The organism is Pseudomonadota bacterium (assembly GCA_037200975.1).
Classification (GTDB): domain Bacteria; phylum Pseudomonadota; class Gammaproteobacteria; order Steroidobacterales; family Steroidobacteraceae; genus CADEED01.
Window position 1 is genome coordinate 3,107,386 of record JBBCGI010000001.1, and the last position, 17,615, is coordinate 3,125,000.

Annotated in this window: 17 protein-coding genes and 1 riboswitch; of the genes, 10 read left to right on the forward strand and 7 right to left on the reverse strand. The window is 65.5% G+C overall.

Features of this window, described 5'->3' with window-relative positions:
* Positions 1-20 precede the first annotated feature (20 nt).
* A complete protein-coding gene (locus WDO72_14050) occupies positions 21-1,859 on the reverse strand; it encodes a TonB-dependent receptor (protein ID MEJ0086804.1) in 1,839 nt (612 codons plus the stop codon).
* A gap of 103 nt (positions 1,860-1,962) precedes the next feature.
* Positions 1,963-2,169: riboswitch (cobalamin riboswitch) on the reverse strand.
* A 42-nt stretch (positions 2,170-2,211) separates the two neighbouring features.
* On the opposite strand from WDO72_14050, the gene WDO72_14055 reads away from it, so the two are divergent.
* Both WDO72_14055 and WDO72_14060 read left to right on the forward strand, forming a co-directional pair.
* On the forward strand, positions 2,212-2,994 hold the full coding sequence (locus WDO72_14055) for an inositol monophosphatase family protein (protein ID MEJ0086805.1): 783 nt from the start codon (positions 2,212-2,214) through the stop codon (positions 2,992-2,994).
* A 3-nt stretch (positions 2,995-2,997) separates the two neighbouring features.
* Positions 2,998-3,468 (forward strand): hypothetical protein, encoded by a 471-nt coding sequence (locus WDO72_14060; GenBank protein MEJ0086806.1) that lies wholly within the window; start codon positions 2,998-3,000, stop codon positions 3,466-3,468.
* A gap of 18 nt (positions 3,469-3,486) precedes the next feature.
* On the opposite strand, the gene WDO72_14065 is transcribed toward WDO72_14060, so the two are convergent.
* From WDO72_14065 to pdxH, 3 genes are read right to left on the reverse strand one after another with little or no spacing between them, the layout of a single operon-like run.
* Positions 3,487-4,254, reverse strand: a complete 768-nt coding sequence (locus tag WDO72_14065) for an ABC transporter ATP-binding protein (GenBank protein MEJ0086807.1) — start codon at positions 4,252-4,254, stop codon at positions 3,487-3,489.
* On the reverse strand, positions 4,251-5,024 hold the full coding sequence (locus tag WDO72_14070) for a hypothetical protein (protein MEJ0086808.1): 774 nt from the start codon (positions 5,022-5,024) through the stop codon (positions 4,251-4,253). Before WDO72_14070 ends, WDO72_14065 begins: the two co-directional genes overlap by 4 nt.
* A gap of 9 nt (positions 5,025-5,033) precedes the next feature.
* A complete protein-coding gene (gene pdxH / locus WDO72_14075; protein MEJ0086809.1) occupies positions 5,034-5,741 on the reverse strand; it encodes a pyridoxamine 5'-phosphate oxidase in 708 nt (235 codons plus the stop codon).
* Between the two features lie 70 nt (positions 5,742-5,811).
* On the opposite strand from pdxH, the gene WDO72_14080 reads away from it, so the two are divergent.
* Positions 5,812-6,924, forward strand: a complete 1,113-nt coding sequence (locus WDO72_14080) for a prephenate dehydrogenase/arogenate dehydrogenase family protein (protein ID MEJ0086810.1) — start codon at positions 5,812-5,814, stop codon at positions 6,922-6,924.
* A gap of 5 nt (positions 6,925-6,929) precedes the next feature.
* Positions 6,930-8,039 carry a DUF484 family protein gene (locus WDO72_14085; protein ID MEJ0086811.1) on the forward strand — a complete coding sequence of 370 codons (1,110 nt, stop codon included), beginning with the start codon at positions 6,930-6,932 and terminating at the stop codon, positions 8,037-8,039.
* Position 8,040: 1 nt separating this feature from the next.
* Here the strand turns inward: WDO72_14085 and WDO72_14090 are convergent, their stop codons facing one another.
* Positions 8,041-8,988: an iron ABC transporter permease gene (locus WDO72_14090; GenBank protein MEJ0086812.1), complete on the reverse strand. Its 948-nt coding sequence runs from the start codon at positions 8,986-8,988 to the stop codon at positions 8,041-8,043.
* Between the two features lie 105 nt (positions 8,989-9,093).
* Between WDO72_14090 and WDO72_14095 the strand changes: the two genes are divergently transcribed.
* The 5 genes from WDO72_14095 to ppx are packed head-to-tail and all read left to right on the forward strand — an operon-like array spanning position 9,094 to position 12,704.
* Positions 9,094-9,642 (forward strand): RNA pyrophosphohydrolase, encoded by a 549-nt coding sequence (locus WDO72_14095; protein ID MEJ0086813.1) that lies wholly within the window; start codon positions 9,094-9,096, stop codon positions 9,640-9,642.
* A 6-nt stretch (positions 9,643-9,648) separates the two neighbouring features.
* Positions 9,649-10,374: a DUF6776 family protein gene (locus WDO72_14100; protein MEJ0086814.1), complete on the forward strand. Its 726-nt coding sequence runs from the start codon at positions 9,649-9,651 to the stop codon at positions 10,372-10,374.
* Positions 10,375-10,390: 16 nt separating this feature from the next.
* Positions 10,391-10,822: a polymer-forming cytoskeletal protein gene (locus WDO72_14105; protein ID MEJ0086815.1), complete on the forward strand. Its 432-nt coding sequence runs from the start codon at positions 10,391-10,393 to the stop codon at positions 10,820-10,822.
* Between the two features lie 10 nt (positions 10,823-10,832).
* Positions 10,833-11,171, forward strand: a complete 339-nt coding sequence (gene erpA, locus WDO72_14110; protein MEJ0086816.1) for an iron-sulfur cluster insertion protein ErpA — start codon at positions 10,833-10,835, stop codon at positions 11,169-11,171.
* 15 nt (positions 11,172-11,186) lie between these two features.
* Positions 11,187-12,704 (forward strand): exopolyphosphatase, encoded by a 1,518-nt coding sequence (gene ppx / locus WDO72_14115; GenBank protein MEJ0086817.1) that lies wholly within the window; start codon positions 11,187-11,189, stop codon positions 12,702-12,704.
* 25 nt (positions 12,705-12,729) lie between these two features.
* Here the strand turns inward: ppx and ppk1 are convergent, their stop codons facing one another.
* Both ppk1 and WDO72_14125 read right to left on the reverse strand, forming a co-directional pair.
* On the reverse strand, positions 12,730-14,814 hold the full coding sequence (gene ppk1, locus WDO72_14120) for a polyphosphate kinase 1 (GenBank protein ID MEJ0086818.1): 2,085 nt from the start codon (positions 14,812-14,814) through the stop codon (positions 12,730-12,732).
* Positions 14,815-14,884: 70 nt separating this feature from the next.
* The gene (locus WDO72_14125) at positions 14,885-16,177 is read right to left on the reverse strand and encodes a peptidoglycan DD-metalloendopeptidase family protein (GenBank protein ID MEJ0086819.1); all 1,293 of its coding nucleotides are present in this window, start codon (positions 16,175-16,177) and stop codon (positions 14,885-14,887) included.
* A gap of 119 nt (positions 16,178-16,296) precedes the next feature.
* Here WDO72_14125 and tyrS point away from each other — a divergent pair, with 119 nt between their 5' ends.
* The gene (tyrS, locus tag WDO72_14130) at positions 16,297-17,517 is read left to right on the forward strand and encodes a tyrosine--tRNA ligase (GenBank protein MEJ0086820.1); all 1,221 of its coding nucleotides are present in this window, start codon (positions 16,297-16,299) and stop codon (positions 17,515-17,517) included.
* Positions 17,518-17,615: the final 98 nt, after the last annotated feature.

Below are 17,615 nucleotides of genomic sequence, written 5' to 3' on the forward strand. Positions count from 1 at the left end.
TCCGCCCGGTTTCGACCGATTCAGTCGAAGCGGTAGCGTACTCCAACCGTGTACGAGCGGCCCTCGGTACGGTAGCCCTCGGCGAGCACGTAGTCTTCATCGAACAGATTCTCGAGCCGCCCCTGCAGCGTCAGTGCGTCGTTCACGCGATACCGCAGCGTGGTGTTCACGAGCGCGTAGGAATCGAGCGTCACCTGCGGCGAGCCGAAATCCTTGCGATTGCCGTAGGCCGCGATGTCCACGCCGAGATCCAGCGCACCGACGTCGCGATTGACCGCCAGCACCAGCGCTTCGCGCGAACGGCGCAACAGGCGCTCGTCGGTGGTTTCGTCGCGCGGATCCTGCAGCGTGAGCTCGGCGCGCGCATTCCAGACTTCACCCGTGAAACGGTAACCGAGCTCCACGCCCTTGATACGCGCGCGCTCGACGTTCTGGTTCTGCCCTTCGAACGTGTCGAAGTCGATGATCACGTAGTCGATGAGATCGCGGATGCGATTGTAGAACGCCGACAACGACACCTGCTGGCGCGCGCCTAACTTCTGGCGAACAGAGAACTCGACCTGGCGCGAGACCTCGGGGTCGAGATCCGGGTTGCCGCCGAAGCCGAACCGGTCGGTGCTGTCCGGCGCGCGGAACGCACTGCCGCCCGAGAGCACCACGCGCATGCCGTTGCCTGCATCCACGCCGAATTCCGCATTCCACGTCAGCTCGTTGCCGAAGGTCTCGTGATCCACGTGACCCAGCGCCAGGCGCGAGGTGAAGCGGCCGATTTCGAATTGATCCTGCACGAACGCCTGCGTGACCTGCGTGTCTTCATCGAACACGGTGCCGAAGGACTGCGCGCGCGTGTTCTCGTCGCTGCGCTGCAGGCCGAACGAAAGCGCATGCGCGCCGATCTTTGCCAGGTCGATCTGCACGTCCACCGTGCCGCGGCTGGTGCGCGCGTAGTCGAATTCCGCGGGGCCGAATCCCGCCTGCAGCTGGTCGATGTCATCGAGCGCGCGGCTGAAATTCGCGCGCACACCCCAGCCGTCGGCAACGCGGTACTCGGTTTCGAACGAATAGACGCTGTTTTCGAAATCCTGCGAGGCGGGTGCGTACGCCGGATCGCTGAAGGTCTGCGCGGAATATTCCGTGCGGCCCGCGGCACGCCAGCCGCGCACGCGGAACGTCAATTCGTCGGTCGCGGCGAGTTCGGCGGATACGCGGCCGGTGACGTTGCGATAGCCGCGATCGAGGTTGTCCTCGGTGAAGGTCGGCATGCCGTCGCTCGCGGCGTAACTGCCGCCGAAGCCGAACTTGAAATTGCCCGCGGATATTGCCGCGTCGCTGAACAGTTCCTGCGTATGGTCGCTGCCGTAAGTCGCCCCGGCGCTGACGCCGTTCTTCGCTGCACCGCGCGTGAACAGCTGTATCACGCCGCCGATGGCGTCCGTGCCGTACAGCGAAGAGCGCGGACCTTTGACGATCTCGATGCGCTCAAGGGATTCGGGCGCGATGTTCTGCAACGCCGCACCGCCGATGGTGCCGGGATTGATACGCACGCCGTCGATGAGCACCACGGTGTGATTGCTCTCGGTGCCGCGGGTGAACAGCGAAGTAGTTTGCCCGGGACCGCCGTTGCGCGCGATCTCGAGGCCGGCATGTTGTTGCAGTAGTTCGCTCACGTCGCTGGCCAGCGAGCGTTCGATGTCGTTGCGCGTGATCACGATGACCGGCGCGCCGACCGAATCGAGCGGCACCGGAGTACGCGTCGCGGTGATGACGGTTTCTTCGAGCTCGTCCTGCGCGAACGCAAGCGACGAGGTGAGGGCGGCCGCGACGGCAAGCGTCAGCGGCGACGAAATGAAATTGCGCATTGTCAGAACCTTTCCATGCACGCCCGCATGGCCGATACAGGTGAACACCCGTGGACACGCGTAGCGAGGAAGGTCCCGAGACCGTCCCGATGCCCGCCGCATCCTTGGGAAACTACCGATCGGCCGGTCTCCGGACTCTCGAACTGAAACCTTGCGGCTTCGGTGCATCGCCTTCCCGAGTTTTGAGGCTCAGTGGCAGTTGATGCAGTTGGGTTCGATTACCGTTGCGGGGGCAGTGCTGGAATCACCGTCTTGGCGGTTCACCAGCTTCCCGTAACCTTTCGGCGGGGCGCACTCTAACGAGATTCCCGGCGAATTGACAGTTTCCGCAGCCGTCAGCAGGCTTGCCGCCATGCCCACGACAGAACCCTCGCAGGAACTCAAAGCCGCGCTCGACGCGGCCCAGGCCGCCGCGGAAGTGATCCGCGGTTTCTATCAACGCAACGTGCGGATCGAGGTCAAGGCGGACAAGACGCCGGTGACCGAAGCCGACGTTCGTTCCGAAGAAGCAATCCGCGACCTGCTGATGAAGCGTTTCCCGGGCTACGGCTTCTACGGCGAGGAGACCGGCAAGTCCGGCATGAGCGCCGAAAGCGTGTGGCTGGTCGACCCGATCGACGGCACGAAATCCTTCGTGCGCGAGTGCCCGTTCTTCTCCACGCAGATCGCGCTGCTGCGCGGCGGGCGCTTCGTGCTGGGCGTGTCGATGGCGCCTGCCTACAACGAACTGGCATGGGCGGAGCGCGGCAGCGGCGCCTGGCTCGATGGCAAGCAGATCCACGTCAGCAAGGTCGCGGCGCTCGATGCCGCCATCGTTTCGACCGGCAATCTCAAGACGCTGGCCGCATCGCCCGCCTGGCCGAGGCTCGGTAGTTTGATCGGCCGCATCAACCGCATCCGCGGCTATGGCGACTTCGTGCACTACCACCTGCTGGCGCGCTCCGCGCTGGACGCGGTGGTCGAGTCGGACGTGAACATCCTCGACATCGCGGCGCTCACGGTCATCGTCGAGGAAGCGGGCGGCAAATTCACCGACCTCGAGGGCGGTCCCGTCGGCCTTGCCACGACCAGCGTGCTCGCGACCAACGGCGCGCTGCACCAGCCCATCCTCGACACGATCGGGTTCGGAAGCTGATCGATGTCGGTATTCCTGCGCTGGGGAATATTCGGGATTCTCGGCGTGGCGGCGCTGCTGTATGCCTACAACGCCAGCAAACGCATGGCCGAGCGTCATGCCCGGCAAACTCCGCCGGCGGCCCAGGCCGCGCAGAGGCCGGCGTCCGGGGCTGACGAACCGGTCGCGCCCGAGCGCGCAACGGCCGCCGTGACGCCACCGCCGGAGTCGGCGGTGCATGTCGAGCCGGCCGTGCCGGCGCCCGCGCATTGCGAAGCGGAGCTCGCGGTCGCGCGGCGCGCCATCGACGCGCGCCGTTCGGGCGAACCGCTCGACCGGCTGTTGCGCATCCATGAAATCGCCTTTGAAGATTCCGCGCCGCGCCGCGCGCGCCTCGAGAAAGTCGCGACGCGTTACTTCAACTACGAAGGCGAGTTCCAGTCCGAAGCGCTGCGCATCGCGGTCATCAGCGACTGCCTGCAGTCGAGTCCCTGACCCGCCTGGCCGCGGCGGTTATCGCGGCGTCACGACACGCTGCGCGCCGAGCTTCACCTGCAGGTAGTCGAGGCCATACAGACGTTTGAGCTGGGTGGTGTCGAGCGCCGCGTTATCGATCACCTGCGCCACGCCGTCATCCGCCAGCAGACAGGCGCGATCGGCGAAGCGCAGCGCGAGATTGGGCTCGTGCAGGCTGGCGATGACGGCCGCGCCGGCGCGCGTCAGGGCACGCAGCTTTTCCAGTATCCCGAGCTGCTGCGCGGGATCGAGGTGGTTCGTCGGTTCGTCCAGTAGATAGATCGACGGCGCCTGCACCAGCAGCCGCGCGATCGCGGCGCGCCGCTGCTCGCCGCCCGAGAGCGTGGCGAGTTCACGCCCGGCGAAGGATTCGAGCCCGGTTGCGCCGAGCGCCTGTGCGACACGCGCGGCGTCGTCTGCGCCCGCAACCTCCCACAACCCGAGGTGTGCGAACCGGCCAAGCATGACGGATTCGCGCAGCGTGCCCTGGGGCGGCGCGTCCGGATCCTGTGGCAGGAACCCGAGGCGTGCGGCGACCTGGCGCCGCGGCAGCTGCTCGATGGCGTGGCCGTCGAGCAGTACCGCGCCGGCACTGGCGGGACGCAGACCGGCGAGCGTGCGCAGCAGCAGCGACTTGCCGGTGCCATTGCCGCCCAGCAGCGCGATGAACTCTCCCGGGCCCATGGTCAAGTCCAGGTTTTCGACCAGCACGCGATCCGGCACGGCTATCTGCAATCCGCGCACTTCGAGCAAGGGCGCGTTCACTTGCGATGCCAGCGGATTTCGAGCGCCGTGGCTTCGCCCACGCGCACGTCGGCCAGTGAATCCGGCATCTCGAAGGTGTGCGCGTCGACGGCGCGGCGGCCCGCCATGATCTCCGTGAGCCTTTGCGGATAGAGCGGCTCGAGCGCGGGCTCCGCATAACCGAAGGGAAATACCGGCGCCAGGGTTGCGGGGTCGTACTTGTCGGTGGCGCCCAGCGTGTGAAGGATTTCGTGCGCGATCACCACATTGTTAGGCTGGTTCATCTCACGCTCCGCATAGGCGTGCACTACGCCGACCAGCCCTTTTTGCAATCCCACCGAGTGCGGTACCGCCTGCGTAAATGCCGGATCGTGAAACAGCACAAAGATGCGGATCTGCGGCGGTGCGCGGCCGGGCGGGTGCGAATTGCGCCGTGCGTACAGGCGCACCTTGAGACTCCACCACATGCTCGAGAGCACGTTCGCATCCGGCGCGTGCCGCGGCGGCTGTTCGGTGACGGTCGGATAAAGGTCGACGCGCACCGGGCGCGCGAGCTCGATGCCGTAGCGTTGCGCCTCGCGGTTGATGAAACGCTCTATATCGAGGGTTGACTCGGGAGTCAGGCCGCCGATGTAACGGGCAGCCGTCTCGGTGCCATCCGCATTGATCGGGAAGATGCCGATCCACAGGGTTTCATCCCAATCGGTGGTGCTGATGCGGTCGTACCAGTTGCCATACGCGGCGATGGCCAGCGCCAGCAGCAGGATCGCGATCCGCAGATTGCGCCACATGGGTGGCGTTCAGGGCTGCAGGCGCGTCGCCGCCCACGGGCCCGCGCGAAACCCCGCTCCCGCGGTAGTTAGTGAGCGCGTCCAGCGCGCGCGTTCGTGGATACGCGCCGCGCCTTCGATCCACAGCTCCACGGCGTCGGCCCACACGTAGTAGCCGCCCCAGAAGGGCGGGCGTGGAATCTTCGCCTGCTGGGGCTGGTTGATGTTATCGAGCGTGGGATGCGGCGCGCCGAAGCGGTCGGCGGCGGCGCCCACCGCCGCGTTCAGTTGGTCGCGCGAACGCAGCGGCTGACTTTGGGCGCTCGCCCACGCGCCGAGGCGCCGCTGCCAGTTGCGCGATTCGAAGTAGGCGTCGCTTTCGGCGGCCGGGGCCTTGACGACGATCCCTTCGAAACGCACCTGCCGGTGGGCGTGGTCCCAGTGCATGACCAGCGCCGCGCGCGGGTTTTGCTCGAGCTCGCGGCCCTTGCGGGAGTCATAATTCGTGACGAAGGACACGCGACCCTGCTCGATGTCGAAGTCCTTGCAGAGCACCACGCGCGCCGAGGGACACCCCGCGGCGGAAGCCGTGGCCAGCACCATGGCGTCGGGATTCGGCTGCTGGCGGGCTGCCAGCGCGGTTGCAAGCCAGGCGCTCGCCAGCGCCATCGGCTCGGTGGGCAGCGGATCGGGAAGAAGGTCGTTGTACAGCTCCATGGCCGATATGGTATCCGCCAACGCCCGAACCTTGCAGACCTGCTTCGCAGTCGATAAAAGCTAGTGCGGACCAAGCATTACAAGGTGAATCATGACCTCGCTCGAAGACCTGCGCCGCAGGATCAACGAACTCGACCGGCAGATACTGGAACTGGTCGGGAAACGCCAGGAGACCAGCCGGGAAGTGGCGCGCGCCAAACGCGCCACCGGCTACGCCACGCGCGACTACAACCGCGAGCGCGACGTGTTGCTGGCGGCGCGCGAGGCGGGCAAACAATACGGCGTGTCGCCGCAGGTCGCCGAGAGCATCCTCAAGCTGCTGATCCGCTCCTCTCTAACTACCCAGGAGCAGGCGAGTGTGGCGGCGAACAGCGCGGGCAGCGGCCGCACGGCGCTGGTGATCGGCGGCGCCGGCAAGATGGGGCGCTGGTTCGCCGAATTCATGGCGTCGCAGGGGTTCGCGGTGGAGATCGCCGACCCGGCCGGCGCGCCACCCGGCTTCGCGCATGTGCCGGACTGGCGCAGCTCCGCGCTGGCCCACGATTTCATCGTGATCGCGACGCCGCTCGGCGCCACCGACAAGATCCTGCGCGAGATCGCGATGCGCCGTCCCAAGGGCGTGATCTTCGACGTGGGATCGCTCAAGTCGCCGCTGCGCGCCGGGCTCAATGCGCTCAAGTCGCATGGCTGCCGCGTGACGTCCGTGCATCCGATGTTCGGTCCGAGCACGGAGCTGTTGTCGGGCCGGCACGTCATCTTCGTCGAGGCGGGTTCGCCCGAGGCCACGCAGGCGGCGCGCGACCTGTTCGCCTCGACCATGGTCGAGCAGGTGGTGATGTCGCTCGAGGAGCACGATCGGCTCATCGCCTACGTGCTGGGCCTGTCGCATGCGTTGAACATCGCGTTCTTCACGGCACTGGCCGAGAGCGGCGAGGCGGCACCGCGCCTCGCCAAACTGTCTTCGACCACGTTCGACTCCCAACTCGACGTGGCCTCGCTGGTCGCGCAGGAGAGCCCGGAGTTGTATTTCGAAATCCAGAGCCTGAACGACTACGGCGCGGAATCGCTGGAAGCGCTGTCGCAGGCGGTGGAAAAGCTGCGCACCGCGGTGCTTTCGCAGGACTTCGAAGCGTTCGCCACGCTCATGCGGCGCGGGCGGGAATATCTCGAAGACCGCCGTCAGGTCACCGAGCGTCGCGCCTGACGACCATGAAGGAGCGCGACCCGTACGCGGGCACCGAACAGGAACTGCGCGAGCGGCTGCGGGCGCTCACGGACGAAGTCCAGCGCAACGAGCTGCTGCTGCGCAAGACGCAGGCGCGCGAGGTCGAGCTGTTGCGCGCGCATTCGCTGGGCGAGTTGTTCGATCGCATCGTCACGGGTCTGCGCGACGCCTATGCTCTCGACGTCGTGACGCTGTCGCTTTTCGATCCGCAACACGAGCTGCGCCACCTGTCGAACAACGAGAATCTGCCGATCGCGGTCATCGAGGAGACACGCTTCATCGATTCGGTGTCGCCGCTGGCGCCGAAGCTCGCGAACTTCGATCGTCCCTGGCTGGGCCCGTACACCGCCGCGGATCACGAACTGCTGATATCCACGACCATGACCCGCGGCAGCGTCGCGCTGATACCGCTGCCGCGCGACAACCGCGCCATCGGTGTCATCGCGTTCGGCAGCCGCGACGCGAAGCGTTTCACCGGCGATCTCGCGGCGGATTTTCTCGCGCACCTGGGCGTGGTGGTGGCCATCAGCCTCGAGAACGCGGTGAACCGCGCGCGCCTGGTGCGCAGCGGAGTCACGGATTTCCTGACCGGCTGGCACAACCGCCGCTACTTCCACAACCGGCTGCGCGAGGAACTGGCGCGCGCCGAACGCAACGGCAAATCGCTCGCCTGCCTCATGATCGACATCGATCATTTCAAGGAGATCAACGATCGCTTCGGGCATCTGGCGGGTGACGAGGCGCTCAAGGAGGTCGCGCGCCGCGCGGAAGCCGAGATTCGCGCCGGCGATACCGGCGCCCGTTTCGGTGGCGACGAGTTCGCGATCCTGCTCGGCGGCGCGGAGCTGCCGGCGGCCGTGAAACTCGCGGAGCGAATTCACCACGTGGTCGGATCCACGCCGATCCGCGTGCACGGCGGCGCGCACGTGACGGTGACCTTGTCCATCGGCGTCGCCACCGCGCGTCCGCAACCGCGCTCGCACGACTACAAGGCGCTGGCCGAGCGCCTGATCGCGGAGGCCGATGGTGCGCTGTATCGCGCCAAGAGCGCCGGACGGAATCGCGTCGAGGTCTCGACGCACGTCATCGGCTGAGCTAGAGCCGCGGCCCTTCGAGCCGCCGCAGCAGCACCAGGAACACCGGCACGCCTAACAAAGCCATGATCGCGCCGACCGGCAATTGCCGCGGCGCCGCCGCCGTGCGGGCCACGAGATCCGCCGCGGCTAACAAGGTGCCGCCGGCGAGCGCGGCGGCCGGAACCACCACGCGATGCAGCGCGGTCCCGAACGCGAGCCGCACCAGGTGCGGAATGACCATCCCCACGAAACCGATCGTGCCGCCCTGGATGACCGCGCCGGCGGTCAGCAACCCGGCCAGCGCGACGATCACCACGCGCCAGCGGGGCAGGTCGAGGCCCAGGCTCTGCGCGCTGGTGTCACCCGTGGCGAGCACGTCGAGCGGGCGCGCGACCAGCATCACGGCGCCAGTGGCTAACAAGGCCGCGGCGGCCATGGTCCAGGGGCGGGCAGCCCAGCCGAGATCGCCCGCCAGCCAGAACATCATGCCGCGCAACTGGCCGTTGTCGGCCAGTACCAGCACCAGCGTCACCAATGCGCCGCAGGCGCTGGCGACCACGACGCCGGTCAACAACACACGGACCGTGGCGCCGCCGCGGGCCAGCGCCAGCACCAGGAACGTAGTCAGCATCGCGCCGGCGGCCGCCGAGCTCTGCACGATCCACAACGATCCACCCACCAGCATCGCGAGCAGCGCGCCGAGCGCGGATCCACCGGAGACGCCCAGCACGTAGGAATCGGCGAGCGGATTGCGGAACAACGCCTGCAGCAGCACGCCGGCGACCGCGAGCAACGCGCCGATGCCGAAGGCGGACAACAGCCGCGGTGCGCGCAGTTCCATGACCACAGTCCTTGCGGGCTCGGCCATGTCGCCGAGCAACGCCGCTACACCCGCCCGCACGCCGATTCCCGTGGAGCCGGTGACGAGTGCTAGACAGGCGATACCCGCGGCCAATACAAGCAACAAGACAAATCGCATGCTGGCTGAAGGGCTCGAGGTCACGGCGCATTGTCCGATAAAACCGCGAGCGCTGCCTTGTTCGGCCGCGTGTCACCCGGTAAAACGGTCCTCATGAGCGACTGGATCGACTCGGAGGGTTTTCGCGCCAATGTCGGCATCCTGTTGATGCGCGACAACGGCGAGGTATTCCTCGGACGACGCACGGGCGGTCGTGGCTGGCAGTTTCCGCAGGGCGGCGTTCGCCAGGGCGAACCGATCGAACAGGCGTTGTTCCGCGAGTTGCAGGAAGAGATTGGCCTCACGCGCGAACACGTGTCGCTGGCCGGATCGACGGCCGACTGGATCCACTACCGGCTGCCGAAGCGCTACGTGCGCCGCGGGCGGGGACCCACCTGCATCGGACAGAAGCAACGCTGGTTCCTGTTGCGGTTGGCCGTCGCGGAAAGCGCGCTCAATTTCAGCTTCAATCACACCGCCGAGCCGGAATTCGACGGCTGGCGCTGGTCAAACTACTGGGAGCCGGTGCGCGAAGTGATCTACTTCAAGCGGCCGGTGTACGTGCGCATGTTGACCGAGCTCGCCGCGATCGCGTTTCCCGATGGCGCGCCGCCGTTGCCCGATTGGTGGCAAACCGAAATCTCCGCCGCCGCGGAAAGCTGACGCGAAATGCCGGGGCTGCCGCCGAAACTCGTCGTCACCACGTACGCGCCCATGCGTCGCTGGGTGACGATCGTCGTGCTGCTGCTGATCGTCGCGGCCGGCGTGTACGGCATGTTCGAATTCGGCCGCTTCAGCGCCGGTTATGACACCGTCGCGGCGCTCAAGCAGCGCGCCGCGCTGCGCGGTGAAATCGAAGCCGCGGAAGCGACCATTTCCGAGCTGCGCGCCAAGGTGGCGCAGCTCGAATCCTCGACCGTGGGGCAGACCCGGGAGCGTGAGGAGGTGCAACGCACGATCGGCGATTTGCAGGCCCAGGTCGCCCGCGCCAATCAGGAATTGGCCTTTTTCCGGGGGATCGTCACGCAAAATGCGAACTCCGCCGAGGTAAAAATCCAGCAGGCGCGTATGGTGGCCACGGCCACGGCAAACAAGTTTCGAATCCGCGTCACCCTGGTCCAGCCCATGAAGCCGGACGCGGTGGTGAGCGGCGTCGTCGTTTTGTCGGTCGATGGCGAGGTCGATGGCAAGCCCGGGCGTGCGGATTTCGCGACACTCTCGGGCGGCAAGCGGCGTGAGATACCCTTCACCTTTCGATATCTCGAGAACATCGAAGAGGAAATCACCATGCCCCCAGGCATGAAGCCCGAACAACTGCTGGTCGAGGTCCGCTCCAACCGGCGCGGTTCCGCGCCCGTGCAGCAGTCCTACGTCTGGAGTGTCGATCCGCAGTAAGCGGGAGTTCAGCAACATGTTCGGACGACGCAAGCAGACCTCCACCCGCATCGATACGCTTCTCGGCAAGGCCGCGATCCTCAATGGCGACCTGGAATTTTCCGGTGGCCTGCACCTCGATGGCCGCGTGAACGGCAACGTGCGCAGCTCCGCGGAAGACGGTGGTGCCTTGTCGGTGAGCGAGAGCGGCTGCATCGAAGGCAACGTCCAGGTCACGAATATCGTGATGAACGGCACCGTCAACGGCGACATGCATGCCGGCGAAAGGCTGGTGCTCGGCGGCTCGGCGCGCGTCAACGGCAACGTCCACTATGGCGTGATTGAAATGGCGCCCGGCGCCGTCATAACGGGAAAGCTGATCCCCCTGAGTAACGGAAAAGCGCCCGCGGCCGCGGAAACTCCGGCCGAGACGGCCGACGCGGTTGCGGCGGCAAAATCCGGCGCGTAGTGTGCAACCCATGATCGATACCGAAACCCTGACATTTACCGATGCCGCCGCCCGCAAGGTCGGCGACCTGATCCGCGGCGAAGGCAATCCGAATCTCAAACTGCGCGTGTTCGTGCAGGGCGGCGGATGCTCCGGCATGCAATACGGCTTCGAATTCGACGAGTCGGAACAGGATGGCGACACCTGCGTCGAGAACCTCGGCGTCAAACTGCTGATCGACCCGATGAGCGTGCAATACCTCACCGGCGCGGAAATCGACTACCGCGAAGGCCTCGACGGCGCGCAGTTCGTGATCCGCAATCCGAACGCGCAGACCACCTGCGGTTGCGGCTCCTCGTTCTCCGCCTGATCCACGCTTCCTGACGTGGCGCGACGCGCTCCGAAGTCCGTACCGGACGTATTGGCGGCGGTCGATCTCGGTTCCAACAGTTTTCACATGGTGGTCGCGCGTTATACGCACGGCCAGCTCGTCATCCTCGATCGGCTGCGTGAAATGGTGCGGCTCGGCGCCGGCATCGAAGCCGATGGGCGGCTGAACAAGGATGTCGCCGCGCGCGCCTTGGCCTGTCTCGAAAGATTCGGCCAGCGGTTGCGTGACATGCGCCCCGACAGCGTACGCGTCGTCGGCACGAATGCCCTGCGGCGCGCGCGCCGCAAGGAGGCGTTCGTCGAACGCGCGCGCGAGGCCATCGGCCATCCCATCGAAATTGTTTCCGGCATCGAGGAAGCGCGCCTCATCTATTCGGGTGTTGCGCACTCCATGCCCGCAGGACCCGGTCGTCGCCTCGTCTGCGACATCGGCGGCGGCAGCACCGAGATCATCATCGGCGAAGGCCTCCAGCCGCTCGAACTGGAAAGCCTCCAGACCGGCTGCGTGCGTGTCAGCGAAGAATATTTCGCCGACGGCCGGCTGAGTCAGAAGCGCATGCAGCGTGCACGGGTCGCGGCACGCCAGGCCATCGAACCCTACCAGGCCGCGTTTCGCCGCCGCGGTTTCGACGAGGCCGTGGGTAGTTCGGGCACGGTGCGCGCCATCGGCGACAGCATTCGCGAGCTCGATCCGAACGCCGTGGACATCGGCGCCGACGGGCTGGAGCGCATCATCCATGAGCTCGGCCGGCTCGAGCACATCCGCGATCTGAAGCTCAATTCGGTCACCGACGATCGCAAGTTGTCGTTCGCCGGCGGCGTGGCGATTCTCGCAGAGGTGTTCGAACAGCTGGGCATCGAATCGATGCGGGTGGCGGACGGCGCCATGCGCGAAGGGCTGCTGTACGACCTGCTCGGCCGCTACACCGACGAGGACGCGCGCGAACGCACCGTGCGCAGCATGCAGGAGCGTTACCACGTCGATCTTGCACAGGCGGAGCGGGTCGAGAACACCACGATCAACTTCCTCGAGCAGGTCGAGGAGGCGTGGCCGCTGGCGGATCCGGAGATCGAGCTCATCCTGCGTTGGGCGGCACGGCTGCATGAAATCGGCCTCGACGTGGCGCACAGCGGCTACCACCGCCACGGAGCCTATCTACTTGCCAACGCCGACATGGCGGGTTTCCCGCGCGAGGAACAGAAGCTGCTCGCGATCATGGTCGGCAGCCATCGACGCAAGCCGGCGATCGAGGAGGCGGGTGAACTGGCCGCGCCGTGGGACAAACGCGCGCCACCGATGACCTTGTTGCTGCGCATCGCAGTCCTGCTGAATCGCGGCCGCAGCACCGTGCCGCTGCCGCCGATCAAACTCGCCGCCCGCGCCGATTCTCTCGAGCTGCGTTTTCCGCCCGAATGGCTCGACGATCACCCGCTGACGGTTGCCGACCTGCAGGCGGAAATCGAGAACCTCAAGGACGTCGGGTTTCGGCTGCGCGTCTTCACGGCCCGGTGATGCGGGCGGTCGCGGGAGCCGGGTTCTAGGGAGCGATGGCCGGTGCGCCGCCCGCGGCATAACGGGCGAGCAGATCGCCCTGCGCATCGCGCACCGGGTCGTTGCCGCGTTCGCAACGCGAATAGCTGCCGTCCCGTTCGAGTTTCCACGCCTGCATGTTGTCGGAAAGATAGGAGTTGAGATCGCGCAGGATGCGATCGCGATGGGTCTGCTCACGCACCGGAAAGGCGATTTCCACGCGCCGGAAGAAGTTGCGTTCCATCCAGTCGGCGCTGGCGAGATACAACTCGCTCGCGCCGCCGTTGCCGAAGAAAAACACGCGCGAGTGCTCGAGGAACCGGCCGACGATCGAGCGCACGCGGATGTTGTCGGAGACGCCGGGAATTCCCGGCCGCAAGGCGCACAAACCGCGCACGATCAGGTCCACCTGCACGCCCGCGAGCGAGGCGCGATACAGCTCGAGGATGATCTGCGGCTCCACCAGCGAATTCATCTTGGCGATGATGCGCGCCGGTTTGCCGGCCGCGGCGAGCTGCGTCTCGCGCTGGATCTTTTCGACCATGGCCTCATGCAGGCCGAACGGCGACTGGATCAGCTTGGTCAGCCGCGGCGTCTGCGTGAGGCTGGTGAGCTGCAGGAACAATTCGTGTACGTCCTGCCCGATCTCGGGGTCGCAGGTGAACAGACTGTAGTCCGTATATCCGCGCGCGGTGCGCGGGTGGTAGTTGCCCGTGCCGAGATGACAGTAACGACGCAGCCCCTCGGCCTCGCGCCGCACCACCATCGACATCTTCGCGTGTGTCTTGAAGCCCACCACGCCGTACATGACGTGCGCGCCGGCTTCCTGCAGCCGGTTGGACAGCTCGATGTTGGCCTCCTCGTCGAATCGTGCGCGCAGCTCGACGATGACGGTCACGTCCTTGCCCGACTGCGCGGCCGCGACCAGCGCATCGACGATCGGGGATTCGTTGCCGGTGCGGTACAGCGTCTGCTTGATGGCGAGCACGCGCGGATCCGCCGCGGCACCCCGCAGGAAGTCGAGCACCGGTCCGAAGCTGTGAAACGGATGATGGAGCAAGACGTCCTTCTGACGGATCACGGCTAACAAGTCGGTCGAACCGGCGACCCGCCGCGGCAAACCGGGCGTGAATATCGGGTATTTGAGATCCGGCCGCTGCACGAGATCGTAGATCGCTTCGAGCCGGTTGAGATTTACCGGCCCGGAGACTTCGTAGAAATCGACCGGGCCGAGTGCGAACTGCCGCATGAGGAACGAATCGAGGTCGGGTGGGCACTCGGCCGACACTTCCAGCCGCACCGCTGCGCCGTATCGCCGGTGCGCGAGCTCGCCTTCGAGCGCGCGGCGCAGGTCGTCGACTTCTTCGTCGTCGACGAACAGGTCGCTGTTGCGCGTGACGCGAAACTGATAACAGCCCAGCACTTCCATGCCCGAGAACAGTTTCGAGACGAACTGCTGCACGATTCCCGTCAGCAGTACGAATCGCCGTCGACCGGCTTCTTCGGGCAGCGCGACCACGCGCGGCAGCGAACGGGGCGCCTGCACGATGGCGAGACCGGTGTCGCGACCGAATGCATCCTTGCCCGCGAGTCGCACGATGAAGTTGAGGCTCTTGTTCTGGATGCGCGGAAACGGCCGCGCCGGATCGAGACCGAGCGGCGACAACACCGGCTCCACTTCGCGCTCGAAATATTGTTCGAGCCAGGACGAAGTGGCGCTGTCCCACGTGGCGCGTGCGACCAGCTCGATGCCCTGGTTGCGTAATGCCGGCAGCAGGACGTCGTTGAGGCAGTCGTACTGCGAATTCACCAGGCCGCAGGTACGGTCGTGGATCGCCTGCAGTTGTTCGGTGATGACGAGTCCGTCGGGCCCCGGCTGATCGGAGCCGAGCTCGATTCGCTGCTTGAGACCGGCAACCCGGATCTCGAAGAACTCGTCGAGATTGTTGGACGAGATGCAAAGAAACTTGAGTCGCTCGAGCAACGGCACTCTTGCATCGAGCGCCTGCGCGAGCACGCGCTCGTTGAATTCGAGCAGCGACAACTCGCGATTGATGTAGTGCTCGGCGGAGCGGAGGTCGGGCTGATCCATGGCACGGGTCCGGAGTGCCAATATCACACCACAGACCCGCCCGGATTAATGTGACAGTTGCTTCAGGCTGTCAGCGCGCCACCAGAGCGGGGCCCGCGGGCAGGTCGAGGGCGTTGGCCAGCTCGGCCGTCGCGGCGAGAAAATGCTCGCGTTCGGAAGACGCGATCGGTTCCGCATCGGGCAACGGTACCGTTTGCGGATTCTGGTGTTTACCGCGGATGCGATATTCGTAATGCAGATGCGGTCCGGTAGCGAGGCCGGTCATGCCGACATATCCGATGACACTGCCGAGCTCGACGCGCTGACCGCGCTTCAGCTTGGCCGCGAACCGCGACATGTGGCCGTAGACCGTGACCACGCCCGAGCCGTGTTCGAGCTCGATGACGTTGCCGTAACCGCCTTGCCGGCCGATGAACCGCACACGACCGTCACCGGCGGCACGTACCGGAGTGCCCACCGGCGCGGCGTAGTCGACACCCTTGTGCGCGCGGATGCGATTCAGCACCGGATGGCGGCGCGACGGATTGAAGCGTGAGCTGATACGCGAAAACTGGACGGGCGCGCGGATGAATGCCTTGCGCAGACTTTTTCCGTCCGGAGTGAAGTACTGCGCGCGACCTGCCGCATCGACGTAACGCACCGCGCGGAATTCGCGGCCTTCGTTCACGAACTTCGCGGCGAGGATATTTCCCGTGCGCAACGCGACGCCATCCTGAAAGACTTCTTCATACACGACTGAGAAGCGATCGCCCGACTGGATGTCGAGCACGAAGTCGATGTCGTACTGGAAAATCTCGGCAAGATCGAAGGCGACACGCTCGTCGAGGCCGGCGTCCGCCGCGGCCTGGAAAAGCGAGCTCTCGATGAATGCGCTCGACGAGCGGGTCCGGATCTCGAGCGGATTTGCAAGCACATCGGTGCTGAAACCATTCTCGTCGCGCGTCACCTTGAGCGTTTCACTGTCGGAGAGTTTGCGCTCGAGCCCGACCAGTTCGCCGCCGCGGTGCATGAATCGCAGCAGTTCACCGGGCTTGAGCCGGTCGACCTGGCTGCGGACTTCGGGCAGGTTGCGCAACGAGGCGAGATCACCGAGGTTCAGCTCGAAACGGCGGAACAGGCGATCCATGGTGTCGTTGCGGCTGACCACCACCTCGATCGTCGAGAAGCCGACACTGGCTTCCTGCGATTCGACGGCGGCGACATCCGCCGCGGGCGCTTCAACCCGGGCCCGCTCCGGCGGCTCGGGCGGTGGGTCGCGAGGCAGGCCAGCGAGGGCGCCCACGATCGCGATCAACCCGATCTGCAGAGTGGCCGCGGTCCGGGTCGAAATCCCCGGGATGGTGGACTTGATGAAGAAGGGCACGATCTATACAACGTAACGCACGGATCGACAAAGGGTCAATCGCGGCCGCCCCGGGTTGTGATCGCCGTTTGAACTGTCCGAAATCCCCTAATAACAAGCCGCCGGGTCGACGCCGAGTAATGAACGCCGAAATTCAGAACCAGATTGCCGAGCTCATGCGAGGAACGCACGAAGTGCTCGTCGAAAGCGAACTCGTAAAAAAGTTGACGCGCGGTAAACCGCTGCGCATCAAAGCGGGTTTCGATCCGACCGCTCCCGACCTGCATCTCGGGCACACGGTGCTCATCAACAAGATGAGGCAATTCCAGAGTTTCGGCCACGAGGTGACGTTCCTGATCGGCGACTTCACCGGAATGATCGGCGATCCGACCGGACGCAACGCGACTCGACCGCCGTTGACTCGCGACCAGGTCGAGGCAAATGCACGGACCTACCAGGAGCAGATTTTCAAGATCCTCGATCGTGACAAGACGCGGATCGATTTCAATTCCCGCTGGTTCGGCAGCATGAATGCGTCGGGACTCATCGAGATCGCGGGCCGCCACACCGTAGCGCGCATGCTCGAGCGCGACGATTTCGCGAAGCGTTACAAGGGCAATCAGCCCATCGCGATTCATGAGTTTCTGTACCCGCTCGTCCAGGGCTACGACTCGGTGGCGCTCAAGAGCGACGTCGAGCTCGGCGGCACGGATCAGAAATTCAATCTGCTGGTCGGCCGCCAGCTGCAGGAAACCTACGGTCAGGAGCCCCAGATCGTCATGACGATGCCGCTGCTGGAAGGCCTCGACGGCGTGAACAAGATGTCAAAGTCGTTAGGCAACTACATCGGCATCAACGAGCCCGCCGACATCCAGTTCGGCAAGTTGATGTCGATTTCCGACGATCTCATGTGGCGTTATTTCGAGTTGCTGTCGTTCCGGCCGCTCGCCGAAATCGCGGGATTACGCGCTTCGATCGGGCAGGGCCGCAACCCGCGCGACGTGAAATTCGAGCTCGGGGTGGAGATCGTCGAGCGTTTTCACGGCGCTGGCGCCGGCGCGCGCGCGCGCGACGGATTCATCGCGCGGTTCCAGCAGGGGCACGTTCCAGAGCAGATAGAGCGCGTCACCCTAACTACAGACGGAGCGCCGCAGCGTCTCGCGAATGTGCTCAAGAACGCCGGGCTCGTGGCGAGCACTTCCGACGGCAACCGGATGATCGACCAGGGGGCGGTGCGGGTCGGTGAAAGCGCCGAAGCCCTCGCCAAGGTGTCCGGCCGCGACCATTCGCTGCCCGAGGGGACATTCCTGATACAGGTCGGGAAGCACAAATTTCGCTGGGTTGCGCTGCAGCGCGGCTGATCGGCCGCGGTTAAACACCGCGATTTTGCCGTCGGTGCTGGAACCGGACGAAAACAGGGGTCGAAAAAATGATATCAACCAATGGTTTAGGCATTGTC